This window comes from Clostridium vitabionis, assembly GCF_015351765.1.
Lineage (GTDB): Bacteria > Bacillota > Clostridia > Lachnospirales > Lachnospiraceae > Clostridium_R > Clostridium_R vitabionis.
In genome coordinates this window covers 215,742-236,868 of the sequence record NZ_JADKQA010000001.1, presented here as the reverse complement: position 1 = coordinate 236,868, position 21,127 = coordinate 215,742, and the positions used below count along the sequence as shown (strand labels likewise).

Here is a 21,127-nt window from a genome sequence, read left to right as displayed (position 1 = left end):
TGCAGTTAATGTCAAAATGAAGAATCCAGCCCGCTGAAGGCACTGCCAAGAATCACCAGCATAACCCCGGCAAGAACGAGCGCTGTCGGCATCAGAAGCTTCATCGCAGCCTCATCGCCACGGCGAAGAAGGATCTGCCGCTTCTGCCCGCCGAGCTCCCTCGCCTCATTCCGGATGAATTCCGTGACATCGCTCCCGCCGCGGGCAATGCTCTGATTCAGGACATTCGCAAATTTCCGAATCTCCTGGGAACTGCTCCGGACGCCGAAGTTATAGAGAGCCTGCGTGATATCCAAACCATTATTCATCTCGTCGCAGGCACCGCGCATCAGCCGGTAGATTTCTCCCTTCCCGCTCTGCGCGACCATATACCAGGAATCCTTGAGCGTCAGGCTGCAGTTCATGAGCAGGGCAAGTTTGGAAACCATATTGGAAAATTCATATAAACAGTCATCCGCCCGTTTCTGGAGCGTATCCGCCATACTTTCCACGCCGCTTTTATAGATCAGAATAATAGCTGCCAGTCCAGCGCCCAGAACCATGAGCTGGGTGTGGAGGTCTTTTGCGCAAGCCGCCCCGATGAGAAAGACGGCACTAAGCAGGACAACAGCGCTCAACGTCCGTGCCCAGAAAATTCTCGCCCAGTACTCGGCATACTTTCCGCCATTTTCCGGGTAAAGCAGCCCTGCCTGCGCAATCAATTTTTTGCCACGGGGAGTATTCATGGCAAATGCCTTCGTTTCCTCCAGGGCAAAACCGGCAGAAAACAGTTCCCGGTCACCAAATCCTTTTTCGGGGAGATTTTCAATCATCATATCGTATCGGCTGCCGCGGCGCAGAAGATAGGCGTACCAGGCAGACACCAGGATCCCCAGGATAAGGAGGATCATCCGGACAATCAGCGTCATCTTCATGAAGCATGCACCTTTCTGTTCAGCTGAACGATCTTCTGACCCCAGAAATATGCCACAGCAAAAATCACCAGGGCTGCGGTATTGATCGCGACCCCTGCCGGTGTCGTGAATCCGTCAGCAAAAGAATCACTGGTAAGACGAAGCAGCAGAATAATCAACAGGGGAGAAACGATAATGGCATGAAGTTCCAGACGGTTTGCTGCAATTTTGCTCTGGATCTCATCTTCAATCGCCATCTTTTCACTGATGATTCCGTAGGTATTCTGCATAACCTTTGCCATCGCCGCACCTTCGCGGTAGCTCACCCGGAAAACACTATAGAAGCTCTCGATATCCTCATTGTCACTCCTCGAGGCAAAATCCCCGAGAACTGCTTCAATGGAAATATTATTTTCCTGCCCGATCTTGATTTCTTTCAATTCCCTGCTGATATACGCATCCGCAGTATAAATACTGCACATATCCTGATACGCATTCTGAAATGCCTCGATCGTCGTCTCGCCGGCAGCCAGTGAAGTCGACACTGACTCCAGCATATCCCGGAATTGTGCCCTGAGTACCTTCTGCTGCTTTTCCAGCAGCTGCCCCCTCCGGATCGGCACAGCCAGAGCCGATCCGGCCAGCCCTGCGACGGCAAAGATCATGGTATCAGCAATCAGCGTCATAACTGTGGCTTTCCCATAGATCTTAAAAAAACCACTGTAGAAGGTTATGCCGATGAGCCCGCCCGCGATGAACCCGATGATCATGGCCACCATTCTTTCCGAGACGTTCAACACATAAACATGATAATCCCGGACGCTGTCATTCATCATATTCCGGACATACTGAGATTTCTTCGGTTTACGGACATGTGGCAGCCTGGTCTTCCCCGCCGGTTTATTCATCCTGCTCCTCCCTCTTCTGGCAGCCTTTAAACCTCTGGAATATCCGCCTCGGAAAATCCAGCACTGAGCATTTTCCCCCTGCCAACCATCCGGTACTTCGTGCGGATAAGCCGCCCCGCCACATGGGACAAGGTGGACGCCGCCTCATCTTCCTCAAAAGTATACAGCGGGTTCAGGATGATGCTGCTGGAATCCGAAGTCATACGAAGCACCTCCGGATCCAATTCTTCCAGATCAACAACGCTGCGATCCAGGACTTCCGTAATCATCATCGTCTTTCGTGTATGATCACGGAGTCTTGACAGAAAGATAATGATGTCAAGCGCGCTCGCGATCTGCTGGTCAATCGCCGGAAGCGGAAGTCCCGCCGATCCCTGCAATACCATAGTCTCCAGACGGCTCAGCATATCGCGGGCAGAGTTAGCATGGCCGGTGGAAAGACTTCCGTCATGTCCGGTATTCATGGCCTGAAGCATATCCAGCGCTTCCGGGCCGCGGACCTCGCCCACGATAATCCGATCCGGCCGCATTCGCAGGCTGGCGCGGATCAGATCCTGCATCGTCACCTCGCGTTCTTTGCTGGCAGATGCGGATGCCTGGCGTGTCTGCATCCGCACAATATTCGGAATATTGGTAATCTGCAGTTCAGGCGCGTCTTCAATCGTGATAATCCGCTGATCCTTTGGAATATAATTCGACAGGGCATTCAGGAATGTCGTCTTGCCGCTCCCGGTTCCTCCCGCAATAAAGATGTTATAGCGGGCTTCGACCAGTTTTCTGAGAAATTCGGCAATTTCCGGCGTAAGAGAACCAAATTCGATCAGTTTATCCATCGTCATCGGGTCTCTGGAAAAACGCCGGATGGTTATTGTTGTCCCCCCAAGGGCAATCGGCGGGACAACAATATTCACACGGCTTCCGTCATTCAGGACCAGGTCACAGACCGGGGAGGCCGGCGAGATTTCCTTGTGCGCTTCATTCGCAATCCTGCGGGCGGTATTCGTCAGATCTTCCTCATCCCGGAATTCCCGGTCTATCTTCGTCAGGGTTCCCCCACGTTCTACAAAGATATTCTTCGGCCCGTTCACCATGATTTCTGTGATCGACGGATCGGTCATCACCGAATCGAGAAGGCCGCCGAGACCGCGATACGTATTATAGATCGCGGTGACAATCTCCAGGCGCTCGGTAATGCTGAGAAACTGTCCGGCGGTGTAAGCAGTAACCATCCCCTCTATCGTGCGGCGAAGCTCTTCATCGCTGAGCTTTCCGACATCCATCTCCAGATTGATATGTTTTCTTGCCTTCTCTACAATGTCCTGCTTTTCCGTCTTATTCAAATCAAAACCTCCGGGAGAGAAAAGCCCCTGATGGTTTAGCTGAAGTACTTCTCATTGAAGTAGTCATAACCAAACGCCTCGGTTAAACCATCATCATCAATGGTCGTACTGTCACCAAAATCGATGTCGGGTCTGCTGTAATGGGAAACAAAATCAATATAATCCTCGATTTCCTCCGGGCTGAGGTAACCGCTCATAGCATATCGTACCCTGCTCTGCCAGCGCTCCAGCGCCTTCGGATACTTTCTGCTGTCCTTGCCGCGCACATTATCATCAAAATCCGATTTGTAGCGGATCATGAGATCCTGGCGCTCCGACTTGACAAGATTGGCATCCTGCCTCGTCTCCTGGTCAATATCGCTGATATTGTAAATGTAACGCCATGCCGAAAGATCGTTTGCGTCGCCGGCAAGCGTGGAATTTCCTGTCTTGTACTGGATAATACCGTCCTTGTCATAATGGACCTTGCGGGTTCCGTCACTTTCCGTAAGCCCCCGCTTGAGAGAGCCATCAGCGTATGCCTGATACAGATATTCCGATTTGGGAAGTTCAGAGGAGATATGGAAGAACCCGGTTTTCATCGCGCCATTATTGTCCAGGTAATATCGCTCTCCATCCACATCCAGCCATCCTGTATGCATAGCCCCGTTTGCGTCGAGGTAGTACCACGTGTTGCCAATGTTCCGCCATCCGGTTGCCATATAACCATTGCCATCAAAGTAGTACCATGTGCCGCCAACCCGCAGCCAGCTATCCCTGGGATAGCTGCCGTCATCATTCTGATACCACCACCCGGCAGCATCCTGCTGCCATCCGGCAGCAAAGGATGGAAATGCCGCTGCGAGGGCAAATCCTGCCGCAAACAAGATCCCTGTCAACTGTTTTTTCATACTTGCCTCTCCCTTCTCCGATCCGCTGCTCCATGCTCGTTTCACTGCCATGATTATCCTGTCAGTACCCCATATGATCAAAAAGCGGATTATGCTGTTCCTGGGCTGCCGGCGTCTCGGGCTGTGCCGGTTTTTCGGCCTGTGCCGGCTTTCCGGCCTGTGCTGGCTTTCCAGCCTGTGCCGGTTTTCCGGCTTGTGCCGGCTGCTGTGTGTTCCCAGACGGTTGTCCGGAACTCTTCGTGCGATTGGAATGGCTGCCATTCGCGCTGCCGGAGGAATTGCCTGCCGCAGGGGCGCCTTGCTGAGGCTGCGGCCCCTGGCTGACCGTGAGGACAATCTGCGTTCCCGCAGCGGCCTGTGTGCCAGCCGCCACACTCTGCGTCACAACGTTTCCTGCCTGAACCGCCGCGTCATAGGCCGGCACGGCGCTGACACTGGTGAATCCGGCATCGGCGAGGATCTGAATTGCCTCATCCTGCGTCTTATACTGGACGTCCGGAATGGTGAACAGCTCCGGTCCGCGGCTTACCACAACAGGAATATTCGTGTTCTGCTTCACTGTCGTCCCCGCTGCCGTTTCCTGACGGATAATTGTTCCCTGGGCATAGGTATCACTGTATTCCGTGCCTGCCGACACTAGATAAATAAATTTATCCGCTTCCTGTGCTGCCGCGTCAGTAAATACGGCACCGGTAAGGTCGTCCACCTGTTCATCCTTCGTCTCATCCGCCCCCGGGAGGCCGTCCGAGATGACGACAGAAACTTCCGTGCCAGTCACGGTCTGGGTTCCCACTGCCGGTGTGACCTCCGCGATCGTACCTGGTGCCATCGCGTAGTTCTTGCGTTCACTAGTGACCTTAAGCCCCGCGTCATCCAGCGCCTTGAGCGCTTCCTCCTCCTCCATTCCGATAATATAAGGGATGGATGTCGGCTCAATACCGGCGCTAATGACAATGTTTAATGCTGACCCAGACGTAACCTCTTCCCCCGCATCCGGAACCTGGCTCAGCACCCGCCCTTCCGGGATCTCATCCGAATACTGCTTGTCTGTGATCTGGAGCAGGATTCCCGACGCGGCGGCAATGTTCTCCGCTTCCCCTCTCTCCTGATTGATGACATTCGGAACCTGCACCACTCCCTCCTCATGAACCTGCTGCCCCGGAAGGACACGGGCGAACCGGATTCGGCCGCTTCCAAGAAGCACCGCAAATGCAATCACAGCAACCGACGCGGCTGGAACCAGAATTTTCACCCACAATGGGATAGCCAGGACGGCTTTCTGTTTCTGATCGACCTTTCGAACAACGGTAAGAGAGCGAAGCTCTTCTTCGAATGCCTCCGCCGATGGCGTGCGATCCTCGATATTCAAGTTCATCGCATTGAGCAGTGCGGTCTCGGTATATTTGCCAATCCGGACGCCGAGCTTCGATGGAGGTTTTAAGCCATCCCGAACTTTTCGTTCAAGAGCATCCTGAGGGTAGACACCTGTAATCATATAATAGAAAGTCGACGCCAGGGAATAGACATCCGTCCACGGACCCTGATCACCCCTCGACCGGTACTGCTCCGGCGGGGCAAATCCCTGCTTGACAAGAACCGTGAGGCTCCGGCTGTGCGTCGTCGTTGCATAGCGGGCTGCGGCAAAGTCAATGAGCTTGGTTCGATATTTCCCTGTTTCAGGGTCATTCACCAGGAAAATGTTGTCCGGCGCGATGTCGCGGTGGATCATCCCCTCCCTGTGAACCGCTTCCAGCGCATGAAGCACGTCAAAGACGATCAAAACCGCCTCCTCAACAGGCATTTTTCCATCGCGCTCGAGCTTCCTGCGCAGGGATTCTCCCTCCAGATATTCCATGACCATATAGGCGGTATTGTTCTCTTCAAAGCAGCCATAGACATGAATGATCTCCGGGGTATTCTCAAACTTTGTGAGCCTGCCGGCTTCCTCCAGAAACTTTTCTTTCCCCGCCTGGAACTGTTCTGCCTTATCACCTGAGTAGATCATTACCTGTGTGCTTCCGGCTGTCCTGGTGGCAAATTCTCCCGGCAGATACTCCTTGACTCCGACCCGCCGGCTGAGCATCGTATCATAGCCGATATACGTCACGCCGAACCCGCCAGATCCGAGAACTTTCCCGAGAAGATATCGTCCCTGAAGGAAACTGCCCGGCGCGATATAGTATGGTTTCTCCGGCCTTGTCCCGGGAACATACCCACAGTGCGGGCATCGCTCCGCCGAGTCATCGATGCGGCGCATACATCCCATACAGAGTGTCTGCATCTGATATCCTGCCCCCTTCTGCTGGCCTCCGGGCTATTTGCCCTCCTGGTCAAGTTCTGCTTCTAAATCATCACAGGCCTGCTGAAAATCCTGGCCATTGACAAGTTTTCCATCCATCGGCGAAAAATCCGAAAGAAAATTCAATTCCACATTGACCTGATCCGTAAAGAGCCGGAATGTCGAGCGGTTCACCGGAAGCGCAGTGAAATTCCTGACGCACAGGATATCCTGCGCCTTTTCTCCGAGATAATAGGCGAGAAGCCGCTCTGCCGCTTCACGGGTGATCGAATCTGTCTTCGCGCTCACGGCCATCAGGTGGCGGTATCGCACCGGCGTCCTGTCATGATCCGGAAGGGAAACCTGATACTTTCCCGGGATCGCATCCTGAACTGTCCTGTAACTCCCTACGCCGGCGACGCAGGATCCAGTCTTCTCCGTGAGAAAATTCTCCAAAGAATTTGCCGCATCCCCAGCATCCCCGGAATTCGCAGAGATTGCCTGGTTTTTATACCTTACTGCCGGCTCCCATTCCAAGGGCACGAAGTGGGAATTTTGATCCCGGCTGAGGAAATATTCTTCTTCCGTCTTGCCGCCTTCCGCCTCCTCCGAGAGCATGACGAAGAGGCTGTCAAGTGCTGCGGCATGCCCGTCATTTTCCCCGGACGGGCTGTCCAGCTCGAAGAGATCAGGCGCATTGCCGCCATCAATCCTTTCTCTCAGGGCATCTTCATACCCGGATTCATCAACATTTGTGATGGTAAGGATGACATCGGGATAATCTGCCTGAAATTCCTCCGACATCTGCCGGAACAGGCCGGCATCCTCCGCAGTGCCTGCAATCATAACCTCTAGCTGGGTTCCGGCGAGTGAAGCCGCTCTCGCCTGCCCTCGATAGACCGCGCTGCAGAATACTGCACCTGCGCCGATCATGCCGGCGATTCCACCGATCATAAGCCTCTGGCGTCGTTTCAATCGCCGGATATGGTGTTCCACATCCTCTGTTGTCTTTTCTCCGCACAGTGCCCGGCGGAAATCCTTCATATTCTGAAACCGAAATTTGGGTTCCACCGCCATCGCCCGTATGACCGCATTGTTAAAATATTCCGGGACCTCCGGAACCAATTCCCGCAGCGGCTTTACCGGGTCTTCCTCCCCTCGCCGCAGCGCTTCGAGCCTGTTCTGGGACTCCGCCGGGAGTATCCCTGACACACAATGGTAAATTGTCGCCCCCAGCGCGTAGACATCCGTGTATGGTCCCTGGATGCTGGTCTGATTGTACTGCTCCGGCGGCGCATAACCGATCTTGAGAATAACCTGCCGGTCGTGCTCTCTCTCCGTGTCGGAAAACCGGGCAGCGCCAAAATCGAAGAGTTTGACCCGCGGTTCCACCCCATCACGGCCTTCATCCGTGATCATAATATTATCAGGGCTGACATCCCGGTGAAGTATGCCCCCCTTGTGGACAACCGCGAGAATCTCGGCAACGCTGGCGCCGATCCCCCTGGCCATCTCCCATGGCATTCTGCCACCGTGCATCTTCAGATACTCCTTCACCGTAATGCCCGGCATGAATTCCATGACCATATAAGCTGTATGGTTGGCCTCGAAGAAATCATAGACCTTGACAATATTCTCATACTCCGAGAACCGGGAGGTATTTCTAGCCTCATCGAGAAACCCGCGGATACCGTTTTCAAATTCCGCTGTTCGTTTTTTGTCGAAGACAAGAACATCGTTTTTTCCCGGTTCCCGGCTTACAATCCCGGCGGGATAATACTCTTTGATCGCGACAACCCGACGGTTTTTTGTGTCGTAAGCCTTATAGAGAATACCGAATCCGCCACAGCTGGCAGCTGTTCCGATCACATACTGGCCTGACAGGACTGTCTCTGCCGGCAGATCGAATGGCTCCTTCGGTGGTGTTCCGCGAACATAACCGCAGTGCGGGCATCGATCGCCAGTTTCTTCGGTCTCATAGACCTTCATGCAGTTCAAACACAAAATTTTCATGACAGCAGATCCATTTTCATCCAGCCAAAAAGCCCCCTTCTCTGCGACTTTCTGCAGAAAACCGCGATCCCGGTATAATTATCCATTTCCTTTCCCGCCCCGGCTTTCCGGATCTTCTCATTCATTTTCCAGAGCCATTCTTCGGGGCTTGCCGACGCGGCCAGGCTTCTTAACATCTCTTTCTCGATTATCCATTCCCAGTAACCATCCGTGCAGAGGAGGAAGCTTTCCGCACCGGACATTTCCACCGGCCCGCCCAGCACATATTTCCTGCCCTGCCATGGAGTACCGATGACCCGCAGAAGCCGGCTTCGATCTGGATGGAAACGAATATCCTTCTCCCTGATTTCGCCGGCGGCAGCCAGCATCTGTGGCACACTGTGATCCTGCGTATGAAAACGCATTTTTCCGTTCTTAAATAGATACAGGCGTGAGTCGCCGATGTGCCCCCATTGCACCCTGTCGCCATCCCGGAGCAGAATTACCATGGTTGTTTTCATATCAGCCGCTTCCGGATGAGACGACTGATAGCTGAGTACCGCAGATTCGCTTAGTTCAAAGCATTGGCTGAGGCATACGGACATATCAAATTCCGGCTGTGCCGCCATATGCCGAAAGATTTGAATACTTCTGTCCGCCGCGAGGTGGGAGGCAATCTCCCCGCACCGATGGCCGCCAAGGCCATCACAAGCCACAAAAATCTGCCGGTCTCCTTCCGCGGCAGCTGCAGCCGCATCCTCATTAATTTCTCTCCCTCCCGGGTCGCTGAATTCGGCTGATGTCCAGATTTTATCCATACTCATGCCCCTGAGCTACGGCAACCACAGCCGTGATATTATCCTGTTCACCCTTATCCTTAATGGCTTCCACTTCGGCTCCAAGCTCCTGATCTGCCCCGGCACGGTCAAATACCGAGGGAATAAAATGAGCCAGCAGCCTTGCAGAATCCATCTGGTGCCAGAACCCATCGGTGCAAAGAAGATATCCCCTGTCCTCCGGTGCCTTTTCATAGTGCAGATATGGATTGGCGAGCTGCCTCTCTGTTCCCAGGCATTGAAGAATGATATTCTTCTGTCCGGAATGCAGTGCCTCCTCCTGGGTCATTTTTCCCAGTTCTACCTGGCGAGCAACCCAGGAGTGATCGGGCGTCAGCTGATTCATTCCCTTCTCCTGGATCTCGTAGATACGGCTGTCTCCGACGTGTGCGATGAACCGATATCCGTCCCAGAGGAGGAGCAGGCTCATGGTTGTTCCGCCGCATATCCCCCTCTGCTGGTTGGCAAAAAACAGGCTGCTGTTCGTATTTTCCAGAAAAGTCTTCAGCCGGAGCGAAACATTCGCCGCATCGGCTCCTTCCCTGACCAGTGGGGCAAATTCCGTGTCAAACCACTCCGATGCCATCATCGCAGCTTCCCGGCTTATCTTTTCTCCCTCGGCAAGCCCGCCGAGGCCGTCACAGACTGCAAGGAGGAGCGAATCCGAATCATCAAAGGATAAAGAGCGGATCACCAGGGAGTCTTGATTTACCTCCCGTGTCGTGCCAACATCCGTGCGATAAATGAATGCATATTTCATAAACCCACCCGTCAGTGTCTCTCCAGGCAAAAAACAAATTCCTCATTGGCCAGACGGATTGTATCCTGATCCTTCAGGGGCTCCTGCGCTCCCGCCGGCACCGCCTTTCCGTCAAGAAACGTTCCATTTTGTGAATTGTTGTCGCTCAGGAAAAATTGATTCCCTCGGTGGCAGATGATGGCATGAATGCCCCCGATTGCCGGATTGCCATTAATCCAAAAATCAACGACATCCGCAGCACTGCCGATCAGATAGCGATCCTTGGTAATCATCATGGTCTGGCCAGTCTGCTTTCTCTCTAATTTCACAATGGCAAACCCCTCGCTATCCGGCTTTTTCTCATCCACTGCGTCCCCCAGCTTTACTGTCGGCTGATAGCCATCGCCTCCGCCGATAATGACTGTGCTGTTGTTAAACTCACCCTGCCCTGCGCTTCCAAAATATACACTCATACCGTCTTCCGCCTTCCGCACAGGTGGCGCAGCTGCGGCTTGCTTTGCATCGGGCATGTTCTGCATGTGGGGCGCTGTCTGTTCTGTGGATTTTGCGCCGTTCACCGGGGGCATGACCGGTGGAATTGTTTTCCCCGGGATAGCAAATCCGATATCGCTGCCCGCCGCAGTCCGCTCCTTGGCTGATACGCCGGATGGTTCGGATGCCTGCTCCGGCTGTGGGGCAGGTTGGACAGGCGCAGCTTCCGGCTGGTTTGGAGACGCCTTTTCCTTCCTTTTGCCGAAAAGATGAAATCGCCGTTTGCTTTTCCCCTGCTGTGGCAGCGGGGACTGTGGAAACAATAGCGGTTTCTCCTTCACCACTTTTCCGGTATCGGCATCCAAATTTACAAATATTTCCGGCTGAACCTTCACCGTAACCGGATCATCCGGTGGATACTCTTTTTTCTGTTCCGCGTATTGCATCTGATTTTGGGATACTTTCGGTTTATTTTCTTCATGAGACGCCCCGGCAGAAACAGACTCCGGAACATCCGTGATTCCCCTGGCAGGTGCACTGGCATATTTCAGGCTTTCCGTAACCGGATGTGGGGTTTCCCGATGCGCCGGCGACTCTGCTGCCATTTTGCGGAGCTCCACCAGTATCGTTTCATAATCTGGAACAGGATCACGGTTCAACAAAGTAATGATCCCGGCAACGTAAGAACAGTTTTCGAAAAGATCATACCGGATGTTTGTCAGCAGCTCCATGACCAGCGATCGAAAGCTGCCTTCATTCTGATATCCCTTGATCGGCACATAGACAAGTTCCACGTTCAGTGTACCTGCGTGAACGAAGACAGAATCCAGATCCATGGCAAAGCGCTTTGCAGAAAGCGCATAGGCCTCCGCATTATACAGCGCCTCAACAAGGGAGATCAGCAGGTGCAGCAGATTGTCCCGCTTGAAGTCCCGCCCCAGAAAGAGGCGCATAGAAGTCAGTGAAGTGATCGGATATCGCAGATATTGATCCAGATCGCGCTGGGTAAATGAAGGCGTGATCACACCTCCTATGGGGTTATTCTGAAGAACCCCCTTTTCATAGCTGTCCAGGACATCTTCCGGGTTGAGATGCAGCACAACCATCGACTCAGACCCGTCCTTTTCATAGGATTTTTCTGCCATTTTTTCTCTCCTCCGCCTTCCGGTTTTTTATCAAACGAAGCCGCCTTCCAAATACCGGAGAAGGACGTCCTGCTGATTCTGGGCGATATACTCAACGATCTGTCTGGTTGTCGCGTGTTTGATCGGTGGAATATTCCCCATGACAGGTATGCCGGGGCGCGTAATTTCCTTCATATATCCCTCTGCGGCTGGATGAAAACGGTTATAGATGAGACGCATCCGATCACGAATGGTCACCTTTTCCTGCTCCTCAAGGTGCGGGAGTGCGGCCATCACACGGACAAATTTGCTGTTTGCTGTCATTGTGCCATCGGTCACAACAATGATATGATCCATCTGTGCCATCTTGCGGACAGTTTCGGCAGAAAGCGAAAAATCTTCCGTTACAACAATTCTGCTGTACTTCATCGATGTCCCCAGGGTTTCCAACAATTCCTTCCGATTTTCCTCTGTGAACTCCAGCATGTACATTGCCTCGGTGGACGCGGCAAAAAAATCTACACCGGAGCGATCCGTGCGAACACAGCTGGAAATCTTGAGAGGAAGATTTCCATGTTCCTTGAGGGTATAGAGAATCTCATCAAAAGTAAACTCCCCATCACCGTCAAACAAAACCTCGCTTGCTCCAGCCTTCTCAAAATTCAGATATATCGTCGATTCGCCTTTTGCAGCAAAGCTCCTGGCCATCGCCGCTGCGATCGTTGTTGACCCGGTACCTCCGGAAAACGAGGTGACCAGGATTCGATCACCACTTCTGATTCCCGAAGCCTGCACTTTCGCATTTTCTGCATTGCTTCGCTTCGATGGTGCTGCGTCCGCATAAAGGCTGACAACATCCTTGTAAAGGAGATCTGTCCTTTTGAATTTAAAAAATGACGGGGCATCTTCATGGCTTGCATTCTGATCTGCGGTAAGGTACGCGATCCGGCTGCAGGCATCTGCCAATTCAGATGCCTTGAGTCCAAACTGGTCATCCATAAGCAGAACATCGGTGCCATGATTTTCGAGGTATTTTTTCAGAATCTCTGCCCTTGTCATCGTAACCAATTCAATATCATCGCGATGATTTTTATCAAAATAACTTTGCAGATGCTCCAGGACATTCAGATCCTGTTCCGCAATAATCAGGGAAAGTCTCATGTCTCCTCACCATTCGTCCTAAATCACATCAATACCGCGGCAATGCCAGACGACATCTGTCAATTATTCAAAATTTATTATAATTATTTTGATGCCATTCTCCACATGTGGCAGGATATTGGACAGCAATTTTATTGGAATACAACCCATGTGTTTCCGATCCTTCCCGCACTTTTCGCATGGGAATTATTGTCCAATTTCCTGCCACTTATAGTTTGTTCTGGTCCTGATCGTCTATAATTATTTTCGAAATATGCTGAACAGATGACATTTTGCTTATCTTTCGCTGGCTGATGTTGATAAACCGACAGGTACTGACCGATGATATCATTTGCCGAATTGCTCAAAAGCTATATAGACCAAAATCATGTGACCATCAATGAGATTGCTCATTACACCAGGATTGATCATTCAACGCTGTACAAAATCGTGAAGGGAACCCGCAGGCCTTCCAGTATGCAAATGGTCAACAGCATTGCCCACTTTCTCAGGCTTTCCGCAAAAAAACGCCATGATCTGCAGGAGGCTTACTATTGTTCTCTTCTCGGGGAATCCAGATATTACGGATTCCAGCAGATCACGGACCTGCTGGGTGAGCTCCGCTCTCCCCAGCCTGCTGATCCGCAGCTGTCCATGTCTCCCGATGATTCCTTGAACAGCGCTGAGCGTATTCTTTCCGGCACCACGGAAATTTCCAGTGCGATCATTGCACTGTTCCGGGAGGCCGCCAGCAACGGGGAAAAACGGATTTCCTGTTTTACTGCAGGATCTTTAACCTTTTATCCCTCCCTCTTCCGTCAGCTGCTGAGTCTCTGGCCGAATATCGTGTTGGACCATCTCATTGTACTGGATGAATCCAGCCACCTCAGCAAAGAGTACCGCGTTTATAACCTGGAATGCTTTCGCTCCATTTTCCCGCTGCTGATCCAGTATCCGAATTATCATCTAAGATGCATCTACGCAGACATTAACACGCTGCAAAGTATCCACCCGCTTCTCAGTGAGATGGTGATTACCGGAAGCGGTGCCTGTGTCTTCCGTCCGGACGGAACCGCCGGTTTTCTCTTTCACGACAATGCAAAGCGAAGTGTTTATGAGGACAGCTTCCGGAAGCTGGAATCGGCTTCCAGCAAATTTGCGGATTATCTCTCCCCTGAACTGCTTCTTGCTGCTTACCAGAAAAATCCATTTTTATCAGATCTACAAACGGATCATTTTCTTGTCAGGCAAATCACCGGCCTCTTTAATCCCGGAATCTGCTCTGTTCTTGTCCTTGGACAGGATGACTGCACTCTGATTCAAAAACATCTGAATTTGCCTGAACCCCAGAAAACGCAGTTTATTCACGCACTGAACCAATATCTTCCCGCCCAGCGGAATCTGTTGTTGAACCCTGACACTGCTTTTCCTATTATTTCCACTCGTCAGGGAATTGAATATTTTACCAGCACCGGCTATATCAATGAGTTAAATCCCTCCGTAATGTATCCGCTGAATATCGGGGAAAGAATTCAGATATTGCGCAAATGGTATCAAGTGTATGAAGAACATGCCTTTGTCCTTGTCGATATGCCGCGGCTGAAATATGACAGCCATTCCTGGGTTGTCAAATCCTGGCAATCCATCATCCTGCAGGTCTCGACAGAAACCGGCATCTATCTGGCAGGACAGATCACTGAGCCCAATATCGTTTCTCTCTTCAATGCGTACTTTTCTTTCATTACCGATGAATTTGCCATGGATGAGAACGATGTCCGTCAGTTCTTTGATGAACAAATCAAGAAGCTGAAAAGGCAAAACAAGCAAATTTGCTAAGTTCGAACTGCGCTTACGCTTGTTCTCACTAAGCAAATTCGCATAGCTCGCACTAAACTCGCGCTTCGCCCGCCGGGCTCGCGCCCCGCTCCGCGGATAGCCACTCCACTAAACTCGGACTGCGCTTTCGCTTGTCCTCGTTAAGTGGCTGGTTATTGTTAAGTGCTCTGCATAATAAAAAGAGCACTGGCTGACTTACGTTCTGTAAATCAGCCAGTGCTCTTTTTGTATACAGACAATCCCTCTGCAGCCTATCCTTTTCTGTTGATCAGTGATTCTCCGTCGAAGTTTTCTCCTTGCGGATGACATCGTGGGCGCCACCCTCGACAATGGAGGTAGCGGACACCAGCGTGATCTTCGCTTTCTGCTGGAGCTCCGGGATCGACAGCGCACCACAGTTGCACATCGTGGACTTGATCTTCATGCAGGTCTTCTCCACATTTTCCGCCAAGGGGCCGGCGTAGGGAACGTAGGAATCCACACCCTCCTCAAAGCTGAGCTTCCGGTCTCCGCCGAGATCATACCTCTGCCAGTTTCTCGCGCGGTTTGAACCCTCACCCCAATACTCCTTGACGAAGGAGCCTCCGACAAGAAGGCGGTCTGTCGGGGATTCGTCAAAGCGGGCAAAGTAGCGACCCAGCATGACGAAATCCGCGCCCATCGCCAGGGCCAGCGTGATATGGTGGTCATAAACGATGCCGCCGTCCGAGCAGACAGGAATATAAACGCCGGTTCTCTTATACCACTCGTCTCTCGCCTCACAGACCTCGATCAGCGCGGTCGCCTGGCCGCGACCTATCCCCTTGGTCTCACGGGTGATGCAGATCGAACCGCCGCCAATGCCGACCTTGACAAAGTCCGCGCCGCACTCGGCAAGGAAATTAAATCCCTCGCGGTCAACAACATTTCCGGCACCGACCTTCACCTTGTCACCGTAGGTATCGCGGATCCATTTGAGGGTAAACTTCTGCCAGTCGGAAAATCCCTCGGAGGAATCAATGCAGAGGACATCCGCGCCCGCTGCAAGCAGAGCAGGAACTCTTTCCTTATAATCTCGGGTGTTGATGCCCGCACCGCAGATATAGCGCTTCTGGCCGTCAAGAAGCTCAAGCGGGTTTTCCTTATGCTCCGCATAGTCCTTGCGGAACACGAAGGAGGTGAGCCTTCCGTCCTTATCCACGACCGGAAGGGCATTCAGCTTCTTGTCCCAGATGATGTCGTTGGCCTCGCTCAGGGTCACTCCCTCGCGGGCAAAGATCACCTTCTCGATCGGGGTCATAAATTCCCGCACCTTGGTCTCCGTGGACATCCGGCTCACGCGGTAATCACGGCTGGTCACAATGCCGACCAGCTTGCCGTTCGTCGTTCCATCCTCGGTGACCGCCACGGTAGAGTGGCCGGTCTTCTTCTTGAGCGCCAGGATATCCGCCAGCGTGTCATCCGGGCGGACATTGGAATCGCTGGGCACAAAGCCGGACTTGTAATTCTTTACCCGGGCTACCATCGCCGCCTCACTCTCGATGGACTGAGACCCATAGATGAAGGATACGCCGCCGGCCTTTGCCAGGGCAATGGCAAGGCGGTCGCCGGAAACAGCCTGCATGATCGCGGATACCATGGGGATGGACATCTCGATCGCGGGCTTCTCGCCGGCGCCCTTATTGTACTTCGTCAGAGGAGTCTTCAGAGACACATTGACCGGTGTGCACTCGCTGGATGAGTACCCCGGAATCAAGAGATATTCGTTAAAGGTATGAGACGGTTCATTGATATAAGTAGCCATTTTTCCTCCTTGAGTAAATCCCTTGCCTGCTTTCGTCCCGGAAAGCAGCGCCGGCTGGGCTGATATTTGCTAAAAATCATAGCATTATTAAAAGAAGAAAACAAGTGCCTGTTCAGAACATGTTACTGTTCAGTGCATGCTGGGGGATATCCCGCAAACTGGCCGCTTGCGGACGGATTTGCGGGATATCCCCCAGCATGCAGCCAAGCGCCGCAGGCGCTCGGCCACCCCGACATCGAGCGAAGCAAAGCTTCGCGAGATGCGGGGGCTGAACAGTTACAAGAACAAAACTGGGGATGCGGAAAGGCATTTCTGTCTTCCCACATCCCCAGGATAATTTCAGGAGCTTATTGTCTTCTTCCTGTCCGGATTACATCATGCCGGGCTGCGGAGCCGCAGCAGCCGGAGCCGGTTCCTTGATCTCGGCAACCACAGACTCGGTGGTCAGGAAGGTGCTTGCCACGCTGTTCGCGTTCTGCAGGGCGCTTCTGGAAACCTTGGTCGGATCCAGGATGCCTGCCTCGATCATGTTCACATACTTCTCGTTGTATGCGTCGAAGCCTTCGCCGGCCGGAAGCTCCTTCACCTTGTTGACAACGACAGCGCCTTCAAGGCCTGCGTTGTAAGCGATCTGATAGAGCGGAGCCTCCAGAGCCTTCTCGATGATCATGGCACCGGTCTTCTCATCGCCGTCAAGCTTTGCGGCAACCTCATCGACTGCCTTCTGCGCGTGGATATAAGCGGAACCGCCGCCGGAGATTACACCCTCCTCAACAGCAGCCTTCGCCGCGTTCAGGGCATCCTCCATACGAAGCTTAGCTTCCTTCATCTCGGTCTCGGTTGCGGCACCGACACGGATGACAGCAACGCCGCCGGCCAGCTTAGCCAGTCTCTCCTGCAGCTTCTCCTTATCGAAATCAGAAGTCGTCTCAGCGATCTGTCCCTTGATCTGGGCGATTCTGTCCTTGATCGCCTGGGCATCGCCGGCACCGTCAACGATCGTCGTATTCTCCTTCTGAACCTTGACGGACTTCGCACGGCCGAGGTCGGTCAGCTGCGCGTCCTTGAGCTCAAGGCCGAGGTCGGAGGAAATCACCTTGCCGCCGGTCAGGATCGCGATATCCTGCAGCATCTCCTTTCTTCTGTCGCCGTAGCCCGGAGCCTTAACCGCAACAACATTGACTGTGCCTCTCAGCTTGTTGACAATCAGGGTGGTCAGCGCCTCGCCCTCGACATCCTCGGCGATGATGAGAAGCTTCGCACCGCTCTGGGCGATCTGCTCAAGCAGCGGGAGGATCTCCTGGATGCTGGAAATCTTCTTGTCGGTAATCAGGATGTACGGATCGTCCAGGGTAGCCTCCATCTTCTCCATGTCCGTAGCCATGTAGCTGGAAACATATCCTCTGTCGAACTGCATACCTTCAACCAGGTCGAGCTCGGTCTTCATGGTCTTGGACTCCTCGATGGTGATGACGCCATCCTTGGAAACCTTCTGCATGGCATCGGCAACCATCTTGCCGACCTCATCATCGGATGCGGAAATCGCGGCAACTCTGGCAATGTCCGCCTGGCCCTTAACCGGGGTGCTCATCTTCTGGATAGCCTCAACGGCGGCCTCGGTGGCCTTCTTCATGCCCTTTCTGAGGACGATCGGGTTTGCGCCGGCCTCAAGGTTCCGGAGTCCTTCATTGATCATCGCCTGTGCGAGAACCGTTGCGGTCGTTGTGCCGTCGCCGGCAACATCATTCGTCTTCGTCGCAACTTCTCTGACGAGCTGTGCGCCCATGTTCTCGAACTCATCCTTGAGATCGATCTCCTTCGCGATGGTGACACCATCGTTCGTGATCAGCGGAGCGCCGTAGGACTTGGAGAGGACAACATTTCTGCCCTTCGGTCCGATGGTCACCTTTACCGTATCCGCAAGCTGATTAACGCCGGCTGCCAGAGCCTTTCTGGCATCTACACCAAACTTGATTTCCTTTGCCATGATTTTCTACCTCCGAAAAATATGCTGTTATCGATTATTTTACAATCGCGAGAATGTCGTTCTGCTTTACGATGACATACTTCTCATCATCGATCTCTACGTCTGTGCCGGAATACTTGGAGTAGATCACGGTCTCGCCGGCCTTGACCTGCATCTTGATCTCCTTGCCGTCAACAACTCCGCCCGGTCCCACAGCAACAACCTCGGCCTGCTGCGGCTTTTCCTTTGCTTCGCCCGGAAGGATGATTCCTGCCTTGGTTGTCTCCTCGGCAACAATCGGTTTTAATACGACTCTGTCGAATAACGGCTCTAACTTCATCTTGATTTCCTCCTGTTTTTATCGTTATACTTCTGAATTTTCCACTTGATGGACCTCACGTCCTTTTGGCTACATGAAAAGTTATAACACGCGCTGTTAGCCATGTCAATATTTGAGTGCTAATTATTTATTTCATCCTGTAACCGGCTGCCGCAGACCCTCGGAACCCTGCACCCTGCGAAGCAAAACTTCGCGGGATGCGTGGTTCCGGACAGCTGCGTGCCTCCCACAATCACTCCCCGCTGAACAGCTCGTTCACCGCGGCGAGATATTCGTCCATTCTCCGGGCTTTCCGGATCCGCTTGAGCGCCTTTTTTCCATTGGGAAATTCTTCCCCGAACATCCCCCACAGCTCCTTCATCTTGAACAGGACATTATCCTCCTCCGGAATGACTGCCCGATAGTTCCCGAGCACCTCCCGGTGAAATTCCCGAAGTTTCTCCCTGCCCGCCCGCGCCCCGCCGCGGCACTCGGAGAAAAGGGACGGCCGGGAAACGAGCCCCCGCCCCGCCATCACCGCGGTAAGCTGCGGATATTCCTCTGCGGGGAACGCCGCGAGCAGGCTCCCGACATCCTCCGGCGCCCTGAGGTCCCCGTTATAGCAGACCGGGTTCCGGCTTTGCCGGAGCATTTCCCGGAAAATGTCCCTGTGCACCGGCCCCTTGTACCCGTCCCGCAGCGTCCTTGGATGGATGGTGAGCAGGGAAATCGGATACCGGTTGAACACCGCGATAAGGCGCAGCCCCTCCGACGGATCCGCGACCCCGATCCTGGTTTTCACGGAAATGCGGATCTCCGACATCTCCCCATGGCCGGCCGCGGAAAAGACTTCCGCAAAGAAATCGTCCAGCGCTTCCGGATCCCGCAGGAAGCCGGCGCCCCTCCCCTTCCTCACCACCGTGCCGGAAGGACAGCCCAGGTTCAGGTTGACCTCGGGATACCCCAGGGCGCTCATCTCCCGCGCCGCCCAGATAAAATCTCCCGGGTCGGATGCCATAATCTGCGGGACCAGGTGGAGCCTCCCGTTATTTTCCGGCAGGACATCGCGGATCTCCCGTTTCCGGAAGGCTCTCGACGCGGTCGCGGTCAGAAACGGGGAATAGTAGAAATCGGTTCCGGGAAAGCAGGAAGCGTGCGCATTTCTCCAGGGGAACCCGCACACGCCCTCCATCGGGGCCGCAAGAAACAACAGATTCTTCGTCTTCACAGGATTTCCTCCTCCTTGAATTTTAGAGGGCTTCGTATTACAATCATCATAATATCGGTTTTGTCAGGGGATGGCAAACCGATGATTTCTGGAAAATCCGTCCGCCGAGGCGGAATATGGAATGGGAAGGAGTTTTTTATGGCAAAACATTTGGGAAGGTTAGTCGTCCTGGCTGCTGTCGCCGGGGCAGTTGCCGCGGGAGTTTCCTATGTGCTCCAGTATAAGTCTTTCCACAAGGATCTGGATGAGGATTTCCATGAATTTGAGGATGACTTCGACGATTTCGACGATGATGAAGACAAGGCCGGGGATGCTGAAGCCCCGCAGGCGAAGCGCAATTATGTCTCGCTGAACCCAAAAAAGGAGGAAGCCGCTCCGAAGGCTGAGGAAGCTGCTTCTGACGAAAAATCCGCGGAGAGCGCAGCTGACGAAGTGGTAAAGGACGCCGCGGCTGGCGATTCCGCTGAGGCTGCTGCGGAAGCTGAGAATCCGGAAGAGGAAACCGCTCATGATCAAGAGTCTGCTCCGCGCGCTTGAAATCCTCGACCTGATGAAAAAGAACGATCACGGGTACACCATCGCAGAGCTCTCCGACCGGACCGAGCTGCCACCCAGCACCGTTCACCGCATCCTGCAGACCTTCTGCGAGATGCACTACGTCACGCGGAATGATGAATCCCATACCTACGAGCTCGGGCCTGCCCTGATCTCCCTCGGCCGCGCCGCCATCGGGAATTTCGACATCCAGCGGGCTGCCGTGCCGGTTCTCCGCTCGCTCACCCAGGAGACGCGCGAGGACAGCTATCTGGTGGTCAAAAACGGCAACATCGGCCTGGTCCTCCTCAAGCAGAACGGGCCGAACCACCTGAAGGTCGTCGAGGAATTCGGCTACGAGATGGATCTGCACTGCGGAGCGATCCGCAAGGTTCTCCTCGCCTATCAGCCGGCATCCTATATCCGCTATTATCTCGATGAGATCGTGAGCCGTCCGGAGGCATTTCCCCAGATCAGCAGCCGCGCGCTCGAGAAGGAGCTGGCGGAAATCCGCAGGGACGGCTACGCCATCTCCTACGGGGACTATGTCCATGACAGCGTCGGAATCGGCGCCCCGGTCTTCGACGCGGAGGGAAAAATCTCCGCTTCTCTGGGGATTATCGCCCCGATCAGCCGTGTGGATGACGCCCGGAAAGACAGGCTCAGCCGGGCAATCCAGAAGGCTGCCCGAGACCTCTCCTACAGCGCCGGCTATGCGCCGGCATAACGGGAACAATATTTCAGAAGCCCTCACCCCGCGAGGCGGATCTTCGCGGGATGAGGGCTTCTCATGATCTGCGGTGTCTGGCCGCAAAATGTTTTTATATCC

At 53.5% G+C, this 21,127-nt stretch carries 17 protein-coding genes; 3 read left to right on the top strand and 14 right to left on the bottom strand.

The window, feature by feature from the left end; all coding sequences use genetic code 11:
• Nucleotides 1-11 precede the first annotated feature (11 nt).
• The 10 genes from ISF27_RS01020 to ISF27_RS00975 form a co-directional block, all read right to left on the bottom strand.
• On the bottom strand, nt 12-914 hold the full coding sequence (locus ISF27_RS01020) for a type II secretion system F family protein (RefSeq protein ID WP_194608301.1): 903 nt from the start codon (nt 912-914) through the stop codon (nt 12-14).
• Nucleotides 911-1,801 (bottom strand): type II secretion system F family protein, encoded by an 891-nt coding sequence (locus tag ISF27_RS01015; RefSeq protein ID WP_194608299.1) that lies wholly within the window; start codon nt 1,799-1,801, stop codon nt 911-913. Before ISF27_RS01015 ends, ISF27_RS01020 begins: the two co-directional genes overlap by 4 nt.
• Nucleotides 1,802-1,827: 26 nt before the next feature.
• On the bottom strand, nt 1,828-3,141 hold the full coding sequence (locus ISF27_RS01010; protein ID WP_194608297.1) for a CpaF family protein: 1,314 nt from the start codon (nt 3,139-3,141) through the stop codon (nt 1,828-1,830).
• Nucleotides 3,142-3,176: 35 nt separating this feature from the next.
• Nucleotides 3,177-4,031 (bottom strand): hypothetical protein, encoded by an 855-nt coding sequence (locus ISF27_RS01005; protein ID WP_194608295.1) that lies wholly within the window; start codon nt 4,029-4,031, stop codon nt 3,177-3,179.
• Between the two features lie 61 nt (nt 4,032-4,092).
• Entirely contained in the window at nt 4,093-6,312 is a 2,220-nt protein-coding gene (locus ISF27_RS01000; protein ID WP_194608293.1) for a PASTA domain-containing protein, read from the bottom strand.
• 33 nt (nt 6,313-6,345) lie between these two features.
• The gene (locus ISF27_RS00995; RefSeq protein ID WP_194608291.1) at nt 6,346-8,322 is read right to left on the bottom strand and encodes a serine/threonine-protein kinase; all 1,977 of its coding nucleotides are present in this window, start codon (nt 8,320-8,322) and stop codon (nt 6,346-6,348) included.
• On the bottom strand, nt 8,319-9,119 hold the full coding sequence (locus tag ISF27_RS00990) for a PP2C family protein-serine/threonine phosphatase (protein WP_194608289.1): 801 nt from the start codon (nt 9,117-9,119) through the stop codon (nt 8,319-8,321). Before ISF27_RS00990 ends, ISF27_RS00995 begins: the two co-directional genes overlap by 4 nt.
• Nucleotides 9,112-9,897: a PP2C family protein-serine/threonine phosphatase gene (locus tag ISF27_RS00985; RefSeq protein ID WP_194608287.1), complete on the bottom strand. Its 786-nt coding sequence runs from the start codon at nt 9,895-9,897 to the stop codon at nt 9,112-9,114. Before ISF27_RS00985 ends, ISF27_RS00990 begins: the two co-directional genes overlap by 8 nt.
• Before the next feature lie 11 nt (nt 9,898-9,908).
• Nucleotides 9,909-11,513 carry a DUF6382 domain-containing protein gene (locus ISF27_RS00980; RefSeq protein WP_194608285.1) on the bottom strand — a complete coding sequence of 535 codons (1,605 nt, stop codon included), beginning with the start codon at nt 11,511-11,513 and terminating at the stop codon, nt 9,909-9,911.
• A 30-nt stretch (nt 11,514-11,543) separates the two neighbouring features.
• Entirely contained in the window at nt 11,544-12,653 is a 1,110-nt protein-coding gene (locus ISF27_RS00975; protein ID WP_194608283.1) for a P-loop NTPase family protein, read from the bottom strand.
• Nucleotides 12,654-13,304: 651 nt separating this feature from the next.
• Between ISF27_RS00975 and ISF27_RS00970 the strand changes: the two genes are divergently transcribed.
• On the top strand, nt 13,305-14,468 hold the full coding sequence (locus ISF27_RS00970) for a hypothetical protein (protein ID WP_194608281.1): 1,164 nt from the start codon (nt 13,305-13,307) through the stop codon (nt 14,466-14,468).
• A 268-nt stretch (nt 14,469-14,736) separates the two neighbouring features.
• Here the strand turns inward: ISF27_RS00970 and ISF27_RS00965 are convergent, their stop codons facing one another.
• From ISF27_RS00965 to ISF27_RS00950, 4 genes are all read right to left on the bottom strand, one after another.
• Nucleotides 14,737-16,251 carry an IMP dehydrogenase gene (locus ISF27_RS00965; protein ID WP_194608280.1) on the bottom strand — a complete coding sequence of 505 codons (1,515 nt, stop codon included), beginning with the start codon at nt 16,249-16,251 and terminating at the stop codon, nt 14,737-14,739.
• 370 nt (nt 16,252-16,621) lie between these two features.
• Nucleotides 16,622-18,238 (bottom strand): chaperonin GroEL, encoded by a 1,617-nt coding sequence (groL, locus tag ISF27_RS00960; protein WP_194608278.1) that lies wholly within the window; start codon nt 18,236-18,238, stop codon nt 16,622-16,624.
• 34 nt (nt 18,239-18,272) lie between these two features.
• Nucleotides 18,273-18,557, bottom strand: coding sequence for a co-chaperone GroES (locus tag ISF27_RS00955; protein ID WP_194608277.1), 285 nt, complete (start codon nt 18,555-18,557; stop codon nt 18,273-18,275).
• Between the two features lie 232 nt (nt 18,558-18,789).
• On the bottom strand, nt 18,790-19,764 hold the full coding sequence (locus ISF27_RS00950; RefSeq protein ID WP_194608276.1) for a tRNA dihydrouridine synthase: 975 nt from the start codon (nt 19,762-19,764) through the stop codon (nt 18,790-18,792).
• Between the two features lie 138 nt (nt 19,765-19,902).
• Here ISF27_RS00950 and ISF27_RS00945 point away from each other — a divergent pair, with 138 nt between their 5' ends.
• Both ISF27_RS00945 and ISF27_RS00940 read left to right on the top strand, forming a co-directional pair.
• On the top strand, nt 19,903-20,301 hold the full coding sequence (locus ISF27_RS00945) for a hypothetical protein (RefSeq protein WP_194608275.1): 399 nt from the start codon (nt 19,903-19,905) through the stop codon (nt 20,299-20,301).
• The gene (locus ISF27_RS00940; protein WP_194608274.1) at nt 20,273-21,025 is read left to right on the top strand and encodes an IclR family transcriptional regulator; all 753 of its coding nucleotides are present in this window, start codon (nt 20,273-20,275) and stop codon (nt 21,023-21,025) included. The genes ISF27_RS00945 and ISF27_RS00940 overlap by 29 nt, the downstream gene beginning before the upstream one ends.
• Nucleotides 21,026-21,127: the final 102 nt, after the last annotated feature.

Excerpts from the sequence above, each read along its gene's own strand:
- ISF27_RS01020 (WP_194608301.1), bottom strand. The coding sequence starts at position 914 with ATGAAGATGACGCTGATTGTCCGGATGATCCTCCTTATCCTGGGGATC.
- ISF27_RS01015 (WP_194608299.1), bottom strand. The coding sequence starts at position 1,801 with ATGAATAAACCGGCGGGGAAGACCAGGCTGCCACATGTCCGTAAACCG.
- ISF27_RS01005 (WP_194608295.1), bottom strand. The coding sequence starts at position 4,031 with ATGAAAAAACAGTTGACAGGGATCTTGTTTGCGGCAGGATTTGCCCTC.
- ISF27_RS01000 (WP_194608293.1), bottom strand. The coding sequence starts at position 6,312 with ATGCAGACACTCTGTATGGGATGTATGCGCCGCATCGATGACTCGGCG.
- ISF27_RS00995 (WP_194608291.1), bottom strand. The coding sequence starts at position 8,322 with ATGAAAATTTTGTGTTTGAACTGCATGAAGGTCTATGAGACCGAAGAA.
- ISF27_RS00990 (WP_194608289.1), bottom strand. The coding sequence starts at position 9,119 with ATGGATAAAATCTGGACATCAGCCGAATTCAGCGACCCGGGAGGGAGA.
- ISF27_RS00985 (WP_194608287.1), bottom strand. The coding sequence starts at position 9,897 with ATGAAATATGCATTCATTTATCGCACGGATGTTGGCACGACACGGGAG.
- ISF27_RS00980 (WP_194608285.1), bottom strand. The coding sequence starts at position 11,513 with ATGGCAGAAAAATCCTATGAAAAGGACGGGTCTGAGTCGATGGTTGTG.
- ISF27_RS00975 (WP_194608283.1), bottom strand. The coding sequence starts at position 12,653 with ATGAGACTTTCCCTGATTATTGCGGAACAGGATCTGAATGTCCTGGAG.
- ISF27_RS00965 (WP_194608280.1), bottom strand. The coding sequence starts at position 16,251 with ATGGCTACTTATATCAATGAACCGTCTCATACCTTTAACGAATATCTC.
- groL (WP_194608278.1), bottom strand. The coding sequence starts at position 18,238 with ATGGCAAAGGAAATCAAGTTTGGTGTAGATGCCAGAAAGGCTCTGGCA.
- ISF27_RS00955 (WP_194608277.1), bottom strand. The coding sequence starts at position 18,557 with ATGAAGTTAGAGCCGTTATTCGACAGAGTCGTATTAAAACCGATTGTT.
- ISF27_RS00945 (WP_194608275.1), top strand. The coding sequence starts at position 19,903 with ATGGCAAAACATTTGGGAAGGTTAGTCGTCCTGGCTGCTGTCGCCGGG.
- ISF27_RS00940 (WP_194608274.1), top strand. The coding sequence starts at position 20,273 with ATGATCAAGAGTCTGCTCCGCGCGCTTGAAATCCTCGACCTGATGAAA.